This window comes from Clostridium simiarum (assembly GCF_018919175.1).
Classification (GTDB): Bacteria; Bacillota; Clostridia; order Clostridiales; family Clostridiaceae; genus Clostridium_L; species Clostridium_L simiarum.
Genome location: NZ_JAHLQL010000003.1, coordinates 238,603 through 255,496 on the forward strand (window position 1 = coordinate 238,603; position 16,894 = coordinate 255,496).

The following is a 16,894-nucleotide window of genomic DNA, read 5'->3' on the forward strand; positions in this document are numbered from 1 at the left end:
ATGTCCTTAGATCAGCTTAATAAATGCACCAAGAATATTATAAGACCCTATCCAAGTCCCCAAATTGGGCATGGTAAAGCTGTTCGTAATATCCCTTCTTCTCCAGTAACTCATCATGTGTTCCCTGTTCCACTATATTTCCATCGCTCATTACCAGGATTAGGTCCGCATTTTTAATTGTAGACAATCTGTGAGCAATTACAAAGGAAGTTCTGCCCTTCATAATGTTTCTCATGGCATCCTGAAGCTTTTGCTCCAGCCTTGTGTCCACAGAACTGGTAGCTTCATCCAAAATCATGATGGGTGGATCGCAAAGGATTGAACGTGCTATGGTCAAAAGCTGTTTTTCTCCTTGAGAGATATTGCTGGCCTCTTCATTCAGTATCATGTTGTAACCTTCAGGCAGTGTTGTAATGAAATGGTGGACATTTGCAACCTTTGCAGCACTGATGATCTCTTCTTCCGTGGCGCCTTCTTTTCCATAGGCAATATTTTCTTTAATACTACCCTTAAAGAGCCAGGTATCCTGAAGAACCATTCCAAATTTTGCCCTTAGGTCGTCACGTTTCATATGACGAATATCCACTCCATCTATCTTTATAGCTCCACCGGTGACATCATAAAATCTCATCAGTAGATTGATTAATGTGGTTTTCCCTACCCCGGTAGGTCCTACTATAGCAACCATCTGACCGCTTTTTACTTCCACATTCAGGTGGTGAAGTAAAGGTTTCTCCTTTGTATAAGAGAATTCTACATCTTCAAAGGACACATTGCCATGTACTTCCTTATATGGTTCTATTATCTCTACTTCTTTCGATTTTTTCTCCTCTATATAAGAGAATTCCTCATCTTTAAAGGATAGATTGCCATCCACTACTTTATATGGTTCTATTATCTCTACTTCTTCCTCTTCATCTAAGAATTCAAAAACTCTGTGAATTGCCGCTACCGAGGACTGAATTGCTCCAGATAGTTGGGTGATCTGTGACATAGGCTGGTTTACCTGCCAAATGTAACGAATAAAGGCCTGAAGCTGTCCTACAGTGATGACACCAGCCATAGCATAAAATGTACCTGCAATAGCTACACAACCGATTCCAATATAAGTTACAAAAGTTACAAGGGGAGACATTAAACCGCTGATAAACTGAGCTTTAAACCCATTTTTACACAATTCTTCATTGGCATTCATAAGTTCACTCAATGTATCCTCCTGTTTACCGAATAATTTAATTTCATTGAAACCAGTAAATTTTTCTTGAACGATACCATTTAAATATCCTAAAGCATTTTGCTGCTTTTGGAATATGGGTTGAGATTTTTTTACAATTATCTTGGATATAATAACAGAAATTCCGATAATTGCTATAGCCGATAGTGCCATTACCCATTGAATCTTAAACATCATATATACCGCAAGGCTCAATCCTAATAAAGCATTTAAAATCTGAGCAAAACTTTGCTGAAGGGCATTAGAAATAGTCTCCATATCATTTGATACACGGCTCAAAGTATCTCCCAGTGCATTTCTATCAAAATATGCAATAGGAAGTCTTCTGATTTTACCTTGTACATCATTTCTCAAATCCACCATAGCGCTTTGAATTGCATCGGTTAATAAGAACTGATAAGCACAGTTACTTAAAACTTCTGCCACATAGACACATATTAGAGTCAATATAATTTTATTGATCTTTATAAAATCAACCCGTCGACCTCCCATAATATCAGAAAATAACTGTGTGGTAATCATCCCTTCTAAAGTTGGGCTTAACGCTATCAAGCAGGAAGCCACAATAATTAATAATATTGCTAATATAATTTTTATCTTATATTTCTTCAAATACGGAATCAAACGTTTAATACCAGTGTTTTTCTTATTCATCGTCTCAATTCCTCCTTTGACATCTGGCTAGACGCTATCTCATAATAAATTTCGCAGTCTTTTAGTAGCTGCTCATGAGTTCCTATACCAACCACTTTTCCTTCGTTTAATACAATAATTTTAGTAGCATCCATAATGGAAGATACCCTCTGAGCTACAATCAGGGTAATAGCACCTGTAGTCTCACTTTTTAATCTTTTTCTTAATTTAGCATCCGTTTTAAAATCCAATGCCGAAAAGGAATCGTCAAATATATAAATGTCCGGCTTTCTTACAACGGCTCTTGCAATACTCAACCTCTGTCTTTGTCCACCGGATACATTGCTTCCTCCCTCTTCTATCATTTCTTCAAACTGCTTTGGCTTATCTGCGATAAAATCATAAGCCTGGGCAACTTTAGCACTGTACTCTATTTCAGATTGTACGGCATTATGTTTACCATAGCGAATATTTTCACTGATACTACCAGAAAAAAGAAGGGCTTTTTGAGGAATAAAACCGATCTTTTCACGCAATGACATTAAATCATATTCTCTAACATCTACTCCGTCTACTTTAATGCTACCTTCGCTTATATCATAGAATCTAGGAATCAAATTTATTAATGTACTTTTACCGCTACCGGTACTTCCAATAAATGCAACTCTGTCGCCTTTTTTTGCCTGAAAACTTATGTCATTTAACACAGGCACCTCACCATCTGGGTACTTAAAAGTTACATGGTCAAATTCTAAGGTTCCGCTTTCGTCTCCATGGATTACTACATTTTCCGCATTTTGAATAACTGGTTCTTCTTCTAGCAACTCCTGGATACGTTTGGCACTGATTTCTGCACGGGGATACATAATAAATGCCATGGAAAATAGCATCATAGAAAACATTGCATGGAACATATATTCCTGGAATGCCACTAATTTTCCTACCTGTAACGTACCTACATCAATCATACGACTAGATAATATAAATACAACGACAACTCCCATATTTAATAGCAGAAAAAAAGCTGGCTGCGTAACAGACATCAGCTTAAACAACTTTTTCGCATTGGATGAATAATCTTCATTTGCTTTAGAAAATCGCTGAGTTTCATAACTGTCTTTCCTGAATGCACGAATAACTCTAACTCCAGTTAAGTTCTCTCTTGTAATACGATTTAACCTGTCCATTCCCTCCTGTTGCCTAGTGCTAATTGGATTACTAATCTTAGCAACTAGATATACCCCAAAGCATAGAATGGGAACACATCCTCCTATTACCATAGACAATGTGGTACTTGTCTTTATTACCATAAACATACTGATTATAATCATCACCGGTGTTAAAAACGCTATTTTAAGTAGCATATTGATAAACTGCATCAAAATAAAAGCGTCATTAGTAGTTCTTGTAATCATACTAGATACACCAAATTTATTATATTCCGTATGAGAAAATTCCTGTGCCTTTTTGAAAATATCATTTCTGATATCTCTTGTAATTGATGTACTAACCTTGGAACTGCAATAGGCCAATACAATATTTCCAATACCACCTATAATGGCTACCGTCAGAATTAAAACACCTAACTTATATATATAAGCTTTATCGTTCAAAACAATACCTCGGTCTATCATATTAGAAACAATTGTAGGGATTCCAAGTTCTGCTGCAGCGAATCCCAACACTCCTAGAATGTTGCAAAATACATATAGCTTGTAATTTTTTAAATACTTTAAAATTAACTTCATATCCAACCCTCTCTTGTCAGTGATCTTTTCTAAAATCAATACTTGTTTTCCCCGTGAATATATAATATGATAAACTATAATGTTACCTTATAGTCAAGAGGAGATTTTAAAAATGCAAGAAACATATTTTACTACTGGAGAATTCGCTAAGATGTGCAATGTTGAAAAGCATGTTCTGTTTCATTATGATGACATCGATCTATTCAAACCAGAAATCATCAAGAAAAACGGTTACCGTTATTATTCTTATCATCAGTACTTTACCTTCTCTGTTATCACTAATCTAAAAAAACTGGGTATGTCTTTAAAGGATATAAAAATCTATCTTGAACAGCGTAATCCTTCCGTATTCTTAGATTTATTAGAAGAGAAAAGCAAACAGGTAACTGAAAAAATAAGATATTTTCAGGGTATACAGGAAATGATTGAAAACATGAAAACCATGACCACGGAAGGGATAAACAGCCATAATAATATCTACCTAGAATCTTTACCGTCAGAGATCATTCTCCCATCTAATAATATGGAAAATTCATCAAATGAGACTTTTGCGAATTTTATGCAGGAATACATTAAATTCTGTAACGACCTAGGAATTACAGTGCAAGAATCCGTAGGCAGTATTATATCGGTGAACAATCTACGCAAGAATAATTTCGCAAATCTTTCTCACCTATATATTAAGATCAAATCCTTTATTCCTGGAAAAACAATAATTCGTAAGCCAGGAATCTATCTATGTGGATACTTTGAAGGTGAATACGATAACTTATGTCATGCTTATGAAAATATGTTAAATTATGCTGATGATAATGGCATTGCTCTTGGAGATTACTCTTATGAGGAGTATCTAATTTCTGATATTGCCCAGAAAGATCAGAATCACTATATTACAAAGCTGATGATAGAAACTTTAGAAAATGAAAATTACTTAACATAGTACAGGACACCTGCCATATGTTAAGTAATTTATTTGATCACCTATCCTCTCTAATTAAATCTAATTTTTTATTTATTCTTTTCCGTAAAATATTAAAAAGGATCCTTTTTACTCTATTGTTAGTATTGTTATATTTGATAAAAAAGTCGTCAGGGCTATTAAATAAGCCCAAGTCTTCTATAATTGAAAAGCTTTGAATATAAGTGCTTTTTCCTTTCCAACAAAGGCTTATCTTTTCTTTATCCTCTACAGAAATGCCATATCCTATATACCCATTATTAAACCTATTCAGTTTATTTCGTACTTGTTTTAGGTATTGATCATCAATAATCACTCCCTCTAGAGCTACCCATTGATTATTATAGTATACTTCAGTCCAAGCATGAACGATCTTTTCCGGAGCAAATAGATAAGTGACTCCTGTTAATGCACCCTTCTGCATTTTTTTATCAATAAAAAAACCATGAATTCTACAGGGAATACCTACCCCTCTTAGCAAAGCCATCAAAAGAATACTTTTTGTATTACATTGTCCATATCCATCTCTTAAAACTTCAGAAGCAGGTATATCATCCCCACTATTATAGCCAAACTTAATTTCATTTCTTACAAAATTATACACAGCAGCTATCTTTTCTTCCTCTGCTAGTTGGCACCAGTTTCTCTTATTAATTAATTCTTGAATAGTTAAGTTATTAAAATCCAATAATTCTGTTGATTTTAGATATGTCTTCATGTAATCACCCTTTCTAATTTAATTATAAAGGGATTTTCATTTTCATACTTTCAAATATCTGCTGTCTTTTATAATTGTCCTTGGAGCCATACCTAGTTTATCCCTAGCACTACGAGTAAAATGAGAGGAACTACTGAATCCAACTTCCATAGCAGCGTCAGTAATACTTAACCCTTTCAATATTAAATAAAAAGCTTTTTTTAACTTTTCATGTAATATATAGCTAGTTAAAGATATTCCAATTTCTTCTTTAAATAAATGGGATAATCTACTCTCTGATAAAAAAACCTTATTGCTTAATTCTTTAACTGTTAACTTATCTAATGGATAAGATTCTATATAAGCTAAAATCTCTAGTACTCGGTTGTCAATTTTATGATCTAAATCAAAAATTGAAACATTTAAAGCTTCTTTTATTTTTTTCACAAAATTACAATATCCTTCAGAACTAATTGTTTCTATTATTGTGTGAATATCTGGTTGAATTATTTTATTTATATTTTTTTCTTCTAAAATATAGATTTCCGTTTCATTTAAAATATTTCTTTTTATAGTTTCACCGAAAATAGATTCTGGGTTAATCAGTAAATACAATTGCCATTCATTATATCCTTTCAACTTATGGCTGATATTTGAACCTAAAATTATTCCTTTTGTATAAAACTCTTCATTTTCTATATTAATTGTAAATTTCTTTTCTAGTCCTATAGTAATCTGAATATAATTGTGACTATGATAATCAGCATCTACTTTGTTAGTAAGAAATGTAATATGATCTTTAGCATCAAATAAAAACAACTTATTATTTAATAAATTATCAGAGTTTGAAATCAAGACAAATTATCCTCCTTCAAATTAGAAATTCTTTTAAATACAGTTTATTCTCTACTATTCATATCTATAATATAGTAGATTTATTTTTATATTCTTTCAAATAATTCAATTACGTCTTCTAAATGATTATACATAGCACGATAAGCCAAATCACCATCTTTTTTTTCTAGTGCATTCATTATTTCATGATGATGCTCCATCATATCTTTAAGAGATGTTCTATATTTAAATCCAAAATATTGATTTGAAAATATTGTTTTAGGAATTAATTCGTAATATCTTATAAATAATGAGCAATGTGAAGATTTAATAATTTCTTGATGAAAATGCAAATCTGCATCACTACATTCTTTTAATAGCCCTTTATAAACTTTATCTAATTCATCTATAGATTTCAAATAGGCTTTTTTTATCACTTTTATTTCATCTTCTGTGGCGTTTATAGCTGCTAATTTTGTAGCCTCACTTTCAATTAATTGTCTAGTTCTTAAAGCTTCAACATAAAACATTTGTATATCATCATTCTTAAAAGGCTCTCCATTATCAAACAAGTTTAACTTTTTAAAGCCTTTAATAATAGGACTTGAATAAGGAACAGTTTTAAGTATTCCTTCTTCACAAAGCTTCTCTATAGCACTGCGTACAGGAATACGGCTTACATTAAATTGATCTGCAATTTTTCTCTCACTAGGTAACTTACTATCAATCTTAAAGTTTCCATTTAAAATATTTTCTTTAATATAATCAGTTATTTTTTCAGTTGCATTTAAATTTGACATATTATACAACTCTCCCACTTCTATATTATTATTACAACTTTGTCTCTCAACGTAATAATTTAATTGTTTCCTTAGGACAACTAGGCTTTATTATGCTTTTATTATAATTATTATAATATATTATTGATGCTACTGCTCCGCTTATTGCAACAATAGCTAGTACAAAATACCCAGTTTTTAAAGAATTGTATGTAGCAATTGTTCCTACAATCATTGGAAAAATTGACATACCTATAGCATAGACCCCTTGAAAAAATCCCATTGCTGTAGATTTTTTAGATTTAGGAACTTCTTTCATTGCTTCACTAGTTAAATATGAAAGAAGAATACCTGTAGATATTCCCGGAAGAATTTGACATAAAAAAATTATAGGGATACTTTTTACCGTTGGAACAATTATACAATAAATAGATATTAAAGAAAACACTCCTGAAATCCATAATTTTGGTTCATGTTTGGTACAAAATTTTGAAGATGCAAAACCTGCTGATAATACTGCAAATACCATATATAATATAGAGGATAATCCTACAATTAAGGAGGTTGCCCCTAAATCTTTTAATATTTGTGTTGTAAATGACATTGTTGTAGACATTTGAATACCTTGCTGAATTAATGCTAGAATTGAGAAAAATATAAGTCGCTTGTTTTTGCAAATTGATATATATTGAGTAAAAGATATGTTTTGGGTAATTTTTTCATTTTTATGTTCTTTAATATTTAATGCTAAAATTGTACCAGCTATACCAGCTAAGGCACTCATAATGCATAAAAACTTCATACCTAATTTGTCATAAAATAATGTGCTCACTACAAATCCAAATAACATTCCTAAGTTGTTCACTAATATAATACTACTTGTAGCCTTTTGCTGCTGCTCCTTTGAAAAATATCCAGTATAATGAACCATATAAGAAATCCACATTGATGAGGCAATTCCTGATAAAATATTTGCAATAAGAAATCCTTCTCCATTAGGCATAATCACACGTATACATGAAGCAAGTCCTGCAAAAATAGCACCAACTAATATAAAAATTCTATGTTTTCCTATAGAATCTGCAATAATTCCAACTGGAAGTCTTAATAAGCATTGAGCAATTCCATAAGCCCCTATAATTGTTCCAATCATATTTGCTGACACATTACTTACAGTTAAATAGGAATTCTGAAATGGTACATATACATACTGTGCAAACCAAAATAAAACAACTATAGCAAGTAACAATATTTTTTGATTAATTAATTTTTTCATAGTCTATCTCCTCTAAATAGTATATTTACAACTCAAATAATATACCATTTATTATTCTAAAGCAAGTTTTTCTACTTTTTTAAACTATTTTTACTTACTAAAATTACATCTGTAAACATTGATGTATAAACTAAAATTAAACATTTTACTATATTTTTTTATTGCCTTTGATTTGAAAACTTTCAATTTCGGAAATTTTTACATTTGACTTGTGTAAACGTTAATGGTATTATAAACATAAAATGAAATATACCACAGTAGACGTGTTACTGGTAAAGCAGGCAAGATCGAATCAATTATTTAGATTATTTTTATAATCTAGCTATTGGTTTGGTCTTTTTTTGTTGAATGGCCATGAGACAAAAGCTAAAAAATTCATAAAAATTAGGAGGATTAAATTATGGATTATGTAAAAATCGCAAAAAATATTTTAGATAATTTAGGTGGCAAAGATAATATAAAAGAATTATCTCACTGCATGACACGCCTTAGATTTAAATTAAATAATTCATCTAAAGCAAACAAAAATAATATATCCAAAATTGAAGGAGTTATTACTGTAGTTGAAAGTATGGGACAATTTCAAGTTGTAATTGGAAATAAAGTTACAAAGGTTTATGATGAATTGGTTAAACTAGTACCTGAATCGGATGCTTCCAATTACAATTCTGAATCTAGTGAAAAACAAGGCATTGGTAATACAATTTTATCTGCTGTGTCTGGAATCTTTACTCCTACCATTCCAGCTATTGCTGGTTCCGGTATGATTAAAGGAATTTTATCAGTTCTTGCAATGTATTACATGAATAAGCATGGAATTAATATAAAAGAAACTCAAAGCTATATTATTTTAAACTCATTAGCTGATGCTGTATTTTTCTTTATGCCTATCATTTTAGGATATACTGCTGCTAAGGTATTTAAAACCAGTGAAATAATATCAATGATTATTGGTGGAACTCTTTGTTACCCTGCTTTTACAGCCTTAATGACTGGTCAAGCTCCAGTTAGTTTCCTTGGACTTCCTGTAACAAAGGCAATATATACCTCTTCCGTAATTCCAATTATTATTGCAGTATGGGTACTTTCATATGTTGAAAAATTCCTTAAAAAATATGTACCAGAAGTATTAAAAATTATTATGGTTCCAACACTTGCTTTACTTATTATGCTTCCAGCTACATTATTACTATTTGGACCTATTGGAATATATTTAGGAAATGCTATTAACTTTACTTATAAATTTATTTATGAACTTAGCCCAACACTATGCGGAGCTTTTGTTGGTGGACTATGGTGCGTATTAGTTATTTTTGGTGCCCATAGAGCTTTATTACCTATTGGTATTAATGATGTTGCTCAAACAGGAAGGCAAAATCTTTTAGCTTTTGCAGGTGCAGCAAACTTTTCACAAGCTGGCTCTGCTTTAGGAGTGTTCTTTAAGACAAAAAATAAACAGCTAAAAACAATTTCTATGTCTTCTTCTGTTACTGCACTATTTGGAATCACAGAACCTGCTATTTATGGTGTAAATCTTAGACTTAAAAAACCAATGATATGTGCTGTAACCTGCGGTGCTATCGGTGGTGGAGTTATGGGATTTGGAGGAGCTTTTGGAAATGCTTTTGCAAACCAAGGGATTTTAACAATTCCGGTATATGCTGAAGCTGGAATGATACCATTTTTAAGTTACTTAGGTGGATGTGCCATTGCGTTCTTTGGTTCTGCTATACTAACTTATATAATAGGATTTGAAGATATCAAGGATGAAGATGATAAAGAGAGTTCATCTCATGATTTAACAGTAAATTCATCTGATAAAGAAAATCTTGAAATTACTTCACCACTAGAAGGTACCATTATTCCATTAACTGAAGTAAAAGATGATGTGTTCTCTTCAAAAGTTATAGGTGAAGGAGTAGCTTTACTTCCAACAAAGGGAGCTGTCACAGCACCTGCTGATTGTACAGTTGTTTCATTATTCCCTACATTACATGCTATAGGATTAAAACTAGATAATGGAGCTGAGTTATTAATTCATATAGGAGTTAATACAGTAGAACTAAAAGGAAAACATTTTAAAAAGTATGTAAACCAAGGTGACGTAGTGAAAAAAGGTGAAATGTTAATATCCTTTGATATGGATGAAATTAAAAAAGCAGGTTATGATATTACTACACCAGTAGTAGTAAGTAATACAGGTGAGTTTACCAATGTAATTCCATATGAAAACAAGCATGTGTCAAATGAAGATATAATTATTTCTTTAATAAAATAATTAAAAGATTCAAAAACTAGTAAAAATAAATATTCTAATATAAAAGGAGGATTTTCTATGAGTACAATATTTCCAAAGGATTTCTTATGGGGTGCATCATCTTCAGCATTTCAAATTGAAGGTGCCTGGGATGAAGATGGTAAAAAAATCACTGTAGCTGATTTTAACTCCTTCAAAAAATCTCATATACAAGCTGATACGAAAGTAGCTTCAGATTTCTATCACCATTTTGAAGAAGATATTGACTTAATGAAGGAATTAGGAATGAAAACTTATCGCTTTTCTATTTCCTGGGCAAGAATTATTCCAGATGGTGATGGCCAAATTAATCAAAAAGGAATAGATTTCTACAATAAGGTAATTAATAAATTAGTTGAAAATAATATTGTACCCTTTGTAACTTTATATCATTTTGACTTACCTTTTGCCTTAGTAGAAAAATATAATGGTTGGGAAAGCAGAGAAACTGTATACGCCTATGAACGTTTTGCTAAAATTTGCTTTAAGGAATTTGGAGATCGTGTTAAGTATTGGCAACCTCACAATGAACAAAATTTAATTGTCAGAGTAGAAGAAAGAATTAATATTTATGATGAGGAAGATACCTTAAAAATTGATAGAATGCGTGCTCAAATGGACTATAATATGTGTTTAGCACATGCATTAGCCGTTAATGCGTGTCATGAAATGATAGAGGATAGTAAAATTGGTCCAGCTGTATCATCATCTGTGACTTATCCTCTTACATGCAAACCTGAAGATGTTTATGCTGCACGTATGAATGATAACTTTAAAGTTTATTATATGCTTGATATGCATTTTCATGGTGAATATCCAGGCTACTATTTAAAATATCTTAAAGAAAGAGACATAATGCCTCATATGGAAGCTGAGGACAAAGCTATCTTAAAAAATGCAAAAATAGATTTTATTGCAGTAAACTATTATAGAACAAATTGCGCTGAAGCTTTGCCTGTTGATGATAATCATCCTTTTGGTACTAGAGAAGGTACTGTAGATTTTAATATGTATGGACTTTTTAAGATGTCTATGAATCCTAATTTAAAAGCTTCCGAATATGGTGCGGCAATTGATCCATCTGGTTTAAGAGTTGCACTAAACGAATATTGGCAAAGATATCATTTGCCTCTTATAATCACAGAAAATGGATTAGGTACTCCTGATGTTTTAGAAGATGGAAAAGTTCATGATACGTATCGTATTGATTATTTAAAAGATCATATCAATGCTTGCGCCTTAGCTATAGAAGATGGAGTTGAAATGCTTGGTTACTGTCCATGGTCATTTATGGATCTTCTAAGTTCTGCACAAGGATTTAAAAAACGTTACGGTCTTGTGTATACAAATAGAACTGACCATGATACATTAGGGATGGAAAGAATAAAAAAGGATAGTTTTTATTGGTATAAAAAAGTTATAGAAACTAATGGAGAATTAGACTAAGATAATTTACTTGCATTAAACTATTTAATTAAGACTATTTATTCGAATAAATATAATAATTATATTGGAGTATTAAATATGTACATAAAGAAAATACTAAATAACTCATTGGTGCTTGCAACGGATGACACAGGTAATGATGTAATTTTAGTGGGAAAAGGACTAGGACATAATCATTCTGTAGGCCATGAGCTGAAAAAAGAAGAAGTGGAAAAAATATTTGTTCTTCATGATGAAATAATGAAAAAAAATATTTTACAATTAGCTTCTGAAATTGATGGTGTATATTTTAATATCGCTCAAATGATTATTGATTATGCAATAATGAAATATAATATGAAGCTTATGAATCATATATATTTAGCCTTAACTGATCATATTTCATTTTCTGTAAAGCGCTTTAAATCTAATATTGTAATAGAAAATAATTATTTATCCGAAATTAGAGATTTTAATCCTAATGAATATGATATTGGAGTATATGCACTTAAACTAATTAAAGAAAAGTTAGGTTTGCAACTTCCTCAAGAGGAGATCGGAAATATTGCAAGTCATTTCATTAATGCTCAACAGGATAATCCTTATAGGGATAAAAACAAGAAAATTTCTAAGATTGTAAAAGATATATTACACATTGTACACTATCACTTTGGAATTATATATAATGAAGATTCATTTTATTATAACCGCTTTGTAACACACTTAAAAGCTTTTGCTCAAAGATTTCTTGATAAGCAAACTAACAAAGAGCAAGTTGATTTTATTTATGAGCAGGTACGTAATAATTGTAAAGCAGAATATGAATGTGTAAAAAAAATTCAAACCTATATATATAATGAATATGCTAGAAGTTTACCCATACAAGAAGAATTATACTTGATGATACATATTCATAAAATCTTAGGGGAATTAGATGAAAACCCTTAAGATCTACTTAAAAGGATAAGGATTCTAGAAAATACTAGGATCCTTATTCTTTATTATCTTTTTTAAGAAATGTATATATACTAAGAATTACCCCAGGTATAAAAAGGTATAAACTTGTGTCATTATATGCTGTTGGATATAACATTAAATACAAGGAACAAAGTATAATTATAAGTGACAAAAAAGCCAGATTATTTTTTTAACATATGTATCTCCATTCCATCTCTTACTTTTATATTTGATGGATTTTTATCATCCTTAACAAAGATTGCTCCTTCTTTCAGCATACATTTTACTTTACTCCTTGAAATTCCAAGTACATCACTTAAAAGCTTATCTACTCTCAACTCTATTGCACACTTGCAAACAAGTTCAATAACAAGTTCATTTTCTTTCATGTAATATGCTTCTAATTTTCTTTGGACTACTCTATATTCTATATTACCTAGAATGACTTCAGCTTTATTCTTATTATATATACTTGAATTAAAGGCATATTCTCTTACTAATTCTCTGTCATTGGAAAGAAATTTATTATACTCATGTCTATTAATATTATAAGGCTTTACTCTTTCATATATGGTCATATTCCAAGTTGATTTACATTTTTCACATTTATAAATTGACCAAATATCAATGTTATTTTTATTTGCATTTATTCTAAACTTCTCACTATTTATATAGTTTGTTTTTTCATTACATTTAGGACAATTTCTTTTTACCATGGGTAAGTTTTCTGGGACTAGTTCCCATTGATATTTATTTAAATAGCTCATTTTGCTCCTCCTAGTCATTTACTTTTTAGGACTCGCAAAGGCTATTTCACTATATTTTTATTAATAATGCAATAGCCTCTGCTATGCATTAAAAATATCTATTGTCATAAAAAATTCCCCCAATCTTTTTTCTAAATATATTTTATCAGCTCTATATGCTAAATAAAACCTCATTCTTATTTCATAAATAAGAATGAGGTCTGAATTCCACTTGCTATTCTATATTTCTATATAATTTGATGTTATATTTTGATAATCTCCATTCATCTCCTCAATTATCAATTTCTCACTCCTAACTATCCTTACGATAGCCTGCAATAAATCTTTATATAGTATTATATTTTATTTATAATATAATACTATTAGAATACTATCATCTCTATTAAAACCAGTGATATGAATAATTTAAAAGAAAGCCTACGTCACTTATGGTACAATTCTCCATATTAGTATTAAGTGAATTTTTTACTTTATTCTGCTATATATTTTCTACATAATTAGATATCATTCTAAAGTATTATTTAGAACTCTCAATTCAAAATCTAAGCTACTAGAATAATCCTAATTAAATTTATACTATAAATTATCTATCTTAATACTAATGTAAAACTCATGCCTTCCTTTTCACATTCTGCAAAAATTTCTCCATCCATCTTTTTCATTATATATTTGCAGATGTAAAGTCCTAAACCATTTCCTTGTTTATCTCTTGCATTGCTAGCCCTATAGAAACTATCAAAAATATGATTAAATTCATTTTCACTTATTGTTTCTCCACTATTGAATATTTTAATAAGCTGACAGTAATCTTCTTCATAAAAAGATATTTTTATTTCCTTCCCATCACCATACTTAAATGCATTTTCTATTATATTTCCTATAACTTCAAAGGCTCTATTTAAATCACCTTTAACTAATTTATTACTGTAATCCCCCACAATAAAATCTATCATTTTCAAAGTACATTTTTCTTTATAAGTTACTATTACTTTATCTATTAAATCCTTTAGATAAAACTCGCTATTATTAACTTCAATTTCAAGGAGATCTTCACTTGATGTTTTTATTATTTCTTTTACAAAGTTTTCTATTTCTAATGATTTTTCTTGTATTTGCTTTGCTGCTAATATTTTCTTTTCATTAGTATCATAGACCTCATCTTCTATGGCCTTTGCATAAAGCTTTATTGTGTTTAAGGGTGTTTTTATATCATGTGAAATTGAAAGTAGTAAAAGCTTCTTTTCCTTTTCAAGCTTAAGCCCTTTTATTTTATGATAATCTAAATTTTCTCTAAGTACATTAATCCCCCAAAGAAACTTACCAAAATATCTATTTTTATTTTCTTTAAGCTCTTCCTTAAGGTTACCTTTTGATAATTCATAAGGCATTTCACTTAGAGTATTAAAAGGCTTAAGAATTGAATTTCTAACATAGAATAGAACTGATATTATTATTGCCTCAAATATAAATAACATAAATTCTACTTTGAATAAAATACTATTATGAGAATTCCTACTTACATAATTAAATCTTAAGTACCCTAATAATTTGTCTTCATTGTACCAAGGTTTAATTTCATATTCTAATCCATTTGTGTTTTTATAAAATTCTTCAATGTCACCTTTGCTTGTCTGTGAAGACTCAGGTAAAAATGACACTGATTTTATAAATTCATAAGAACTTAAGTCAGGCTCAGCAAAGGATGTACCCTCTACTAAGCCTAAATATATTTTGTTTATTTCTACCTTATATTCGCTACTTGATTTGTTATTCATTCCCCTAAGTAATGCAAGTAGTCCCAGTGAAGTTACTAAATAAACCAAAACAGTAATAGCGATTACTTTATCAAATTTCTTCATACTTATAGCCTACTCCCCAAATAGTTACAATTCTTTTTGGCTTCTTGGGGTTTTCTTCAATCTTATCCCTAAGCATCTTTATATGGACAGTTAATGTTTGATTTTCACTAAAACTCTCTACTCCCCAAATTTTATTAAATAGGTAATCTTTACTTAATGTTTTACTAGCATTCTCTACAAGTAGAAGTAATAGTTCAAACTCCTTTGAGGTCATGTTTAATAACTTTCCATCAAGATACACTTCATTTGCTTCTTTATTAATTGAAATATCACCTGAATTTATAATTGTGCGTTTTGCTTTAAGCTCATAGTTTCTTTTCATTAATGCTGAAACCTTCGCACTTAAAATATCAATGTCTACGGGCTTTTCAATATAATCATCCGCCCCAAGTGTAAAACCATTAATCTTGTCCTCTTTGTCAACCTTTGCACTCATTATTATAATTGGTGTATTATGGTTTTTTCTAATGCTGGAGCATACTGTAAAACCATCTATGCCAGGAAGCATTATATCTAAAAGCACAATCTTCGCAACATCCTTTTGAAGAAATTCTAATGCGCTTTCTCCACTTTCTACATTTATAATACTAAATCCATCTTTTTTTAAAAAAGTACAAATCAAACCTGCGAGTTCTAAATTATCTTCTACTAGAAGTAAATCTACCATATTACCATCCCATCTCCATTAACCAATTATTGACCTTTCTTTCTCTATTCTTAAAACCATTTTTCTCAATAAATTTACCCAAGTCAATTTCACCTTTTATTGATCCATCTTCAATATACATTATTTTATCGCACTTAGCTGCAACCTTCATATCATGGGTAACAAGCATAATAGTTGTACCATCTTGATTAATTCTATTAAGCTCCTTCATAACTTCCCTAGAATTTTGCTGATTTAAAGCACCTGTAGGCTCATCAGCAAAAATCATCTTTGGAGAATTAATTAAACTTCTACAAATACAAGCTCTTTGAAGCTCACCACCTGAAACTTCATTTGTATCATTTTCTGCGATTTCACTTATTCCAAGCTTATGCATTAAATCTCTTGCTCTATTATCAATTTCTTTTCTATCTTTTCCTTTTTTTGATTGATATGCTGGTAGTATAATATTATCATATATTGAAAGATTTTTTAACATATGCATTTGTTGAAAGATAAATCCCATTTCATCCAGTCTTAAATCACTCATTTCATTTCCCGTGAGAGTACTAATTTCCTTTCCAAAGTAATCTACCTTTCCTGCAGTTAACTTATCCATTCCGCTAACTACATAAAGAAGAGTTGATTTACCTGAACCACTAGGTCCCATAATAGCCACCATTTCACCTTCATTAATTTCAAAGTTTACATTTCTTAAAACATTATTTTGTATCTTATTTATAATATAAGTTTTACATAAATCTATAACTTTTAATGAACTCATC

Annotated in this window: 14 protein-coding genes; 4 read left to right on the forward strand and 10 right to left on the reverse strand. The window is 30.4% G+C overall.

The annotated features are described in order from the left end of the window. Positions 1-37: 37 nt before the first annotated feature. A complete protein-coding gene (locus KQI89_RS10990) occupies positions 38-1,888 on the reverse strand; it encodes an ABC transporter ATP-binding protein (protein ID WP_216457109.1) in 1,851 nt (616 codons plus the stop codon). Further along, positions 1,885-3,615: an ABC transporter ATP-binding protein gene (locus tag KQI89_RS10995; protein ID WP_216457110.1), complete on the reverse strand. Its 1,731-nt coding sequence runs from the start codon at positions 3,613-3,615 to the stop codon at positions 1,885-1,887. Before KQI89_RS10995 ends, KQI89_RS10990 begins: the two co-directional genes overlap by 4 nt. A 112-nt stretch (positions 3,616-3,727) precedes the next feature. Between KQI89_RS10995 and KQI89_RS11000 the strand changes: the two genes are divergently transcribed. Further along, positions 3,728-4,555 (forward strand): MerR family transcriptional regulator, encoded by an 828-nt coding sequence (locus KQI89_RS11000; protein WP_216457111.1) that lies wholly within the window; start codon positions 3,728-3,730, stop codon positions 4,553-4,555. 37 nt (positions 4,556-4,592) lie between these two features. On the opposite strand, the gene KQI89_RS11005 is transcribed toward KQI89_RS11000, so the two are convergent. The 4 genes from KQI89_RS11005 to KQI89_RS11020 form a co-directional block, all read right to left on the reverse strand. Beyond that, positions 4,593-5,291 (reverse strand): transglutaminase-like domain-containing protein, encoded by a 699-nt coding sequence (locus KQI89_RS11005; RefSeq protein WP_216457112.1) that lies wholly within the window; start codon positions 5,289-5,291, stop codon positions 4,593-4,595. 42 nt (positions 5,292-5,333) lie between these two features. Beyond that, positions 5,334-6,125, reverse strand: a complete 792-nt coding sequence (locus KQI89_RS11010) for a helix-turn-helix domain-containing protein (RefSeq protein ID WP_216457113.1) — start codon at positions 6,123-6,125, stop codon at positions 5,334-5,336. An 86-nt stretch (positions 6,126-6,211) separates the two neighbouring features. After that, positions 6,212-6,904 (reverse strand): FadR/GntR family transcriptional regulator, encoded by a 693-nt coding sequence (locus tag KQI89_RS11015; RefSeq protein WP_216457114.1) that lies wholly within the window; start codon positions 6,902-6,904, stop codon positions 6,212-6,214. 46 nt (positions 6,905-6,950) lie between these two features. Next, entirely contained in the window at positions 6,951-8,159 is a 1,209-nt protein-coding gene (locus KQI89_RS11020; RefSeq protein ID WP_216457115.1) for an MFS transporter, read from the reverse strand. A 400-nt stretch (positions 8,160-8,559) separates the two neighbouring features. Between KQI89_RS11020 and KQI89_RS11025 the strand changes: the two genes are divergently transcribed. From KQI89_RS11025 to KQI89_RS11035, 3 genes are all read left to right on the forward strand, one after another. Then, positions 8,560-10,437: a beta-glucoside-specific PTS transporter subunit IIABC gene (locus tag KQI89_RS11025; RefSeq protein WP_216457116.1), complete on the forward strand. Its 1,878-nt coding sequence runs from the start codon at positions 8,560-8,562 to the stop codon at positions 10,435-10,437. 57 nt (positions 10,438-10,494) lie between these two features. After that, the gene (locus tag KQI89_RS11030) at positions 10,495-11,901 is read left to right on the forward strand and encodes a glycoside hydrolase family 1 protein (RefSeq protein ID WP_216457117.1); all 1,407 of its coding nucleotides are present in this window, start codon (positions 10,495-10,497) and stop codon (positions 11,899-11,901) included. Positions 11,902-11,979: 78 nt separating this feature from the next. Further along, entirely contained in the window at positions 11,980-12,828 is an 849-nt protein-coding gene (locus tag KQI89_RS11035; protein WP_216457118.1) for a PRD domain-containing protein, read from the forward strand. A 191-nt stretch (positions 12,829-13,019) separates the two neighbouring features. On the opposite strand, the gene KQI89_RS11040 is transcribed toward KQI89_RS11035, so the two are convergent. From KQI89_RS11040 to KQI89_RS11055, 4 genes are all read right to left on the reverse strand, one after another. Beyond that, positions 13,020-13,604: a DUF1062 domain-containing protein gene (locus KQI89_RS11040; RefSeq protein WP_216457119.1), complete on the reverse strand. Its 585-nt coding sequence runs from the start codon at positions 13,602-13,604 to the stop codon at positions 13,020-13,022. 587 nt (positions 13,605-14,191) lie between these two features. Further along, positions 14,192-15,463: a sensor histidine kinase gene (locus tag KQI89_RS11045; RefSeq protein ID WP_216457120.1), complete on the reverse strand. Its 1,272-nt coding sequence runs from the start codon at positions 15,461-15,463 to the stop codon at positions 14,192-14,194. Continuing rightward, positions 15,450-16,130, reverse strand: a complete 681-nt coding sequence (locus tag KQI89_RS11050) for a response regulator transcription factor (protein ID WP_216457121.1) — start codon at positions 16,128-16,130, stop codon at positions 15,450-15,452. Before KQI89_RS11050 ends, KQI89_RS11045 begins: the two co-directional genes overlap by 14 nt. 1 nt (position 16,131) lies before the next feature. After that, positions 16,132-16,893 (reverse strand): ABC transporter ATP-binding protein, encoded by a 762-nt coding sequence (locus tag KQI89_RS11055; protein WP_216457122.1) that lies wholly within the window; start codon positions 16,891-16,893, stop codon positions 16,132-16,134. Position 16,894: the final 1 nt, after the last annotated feature.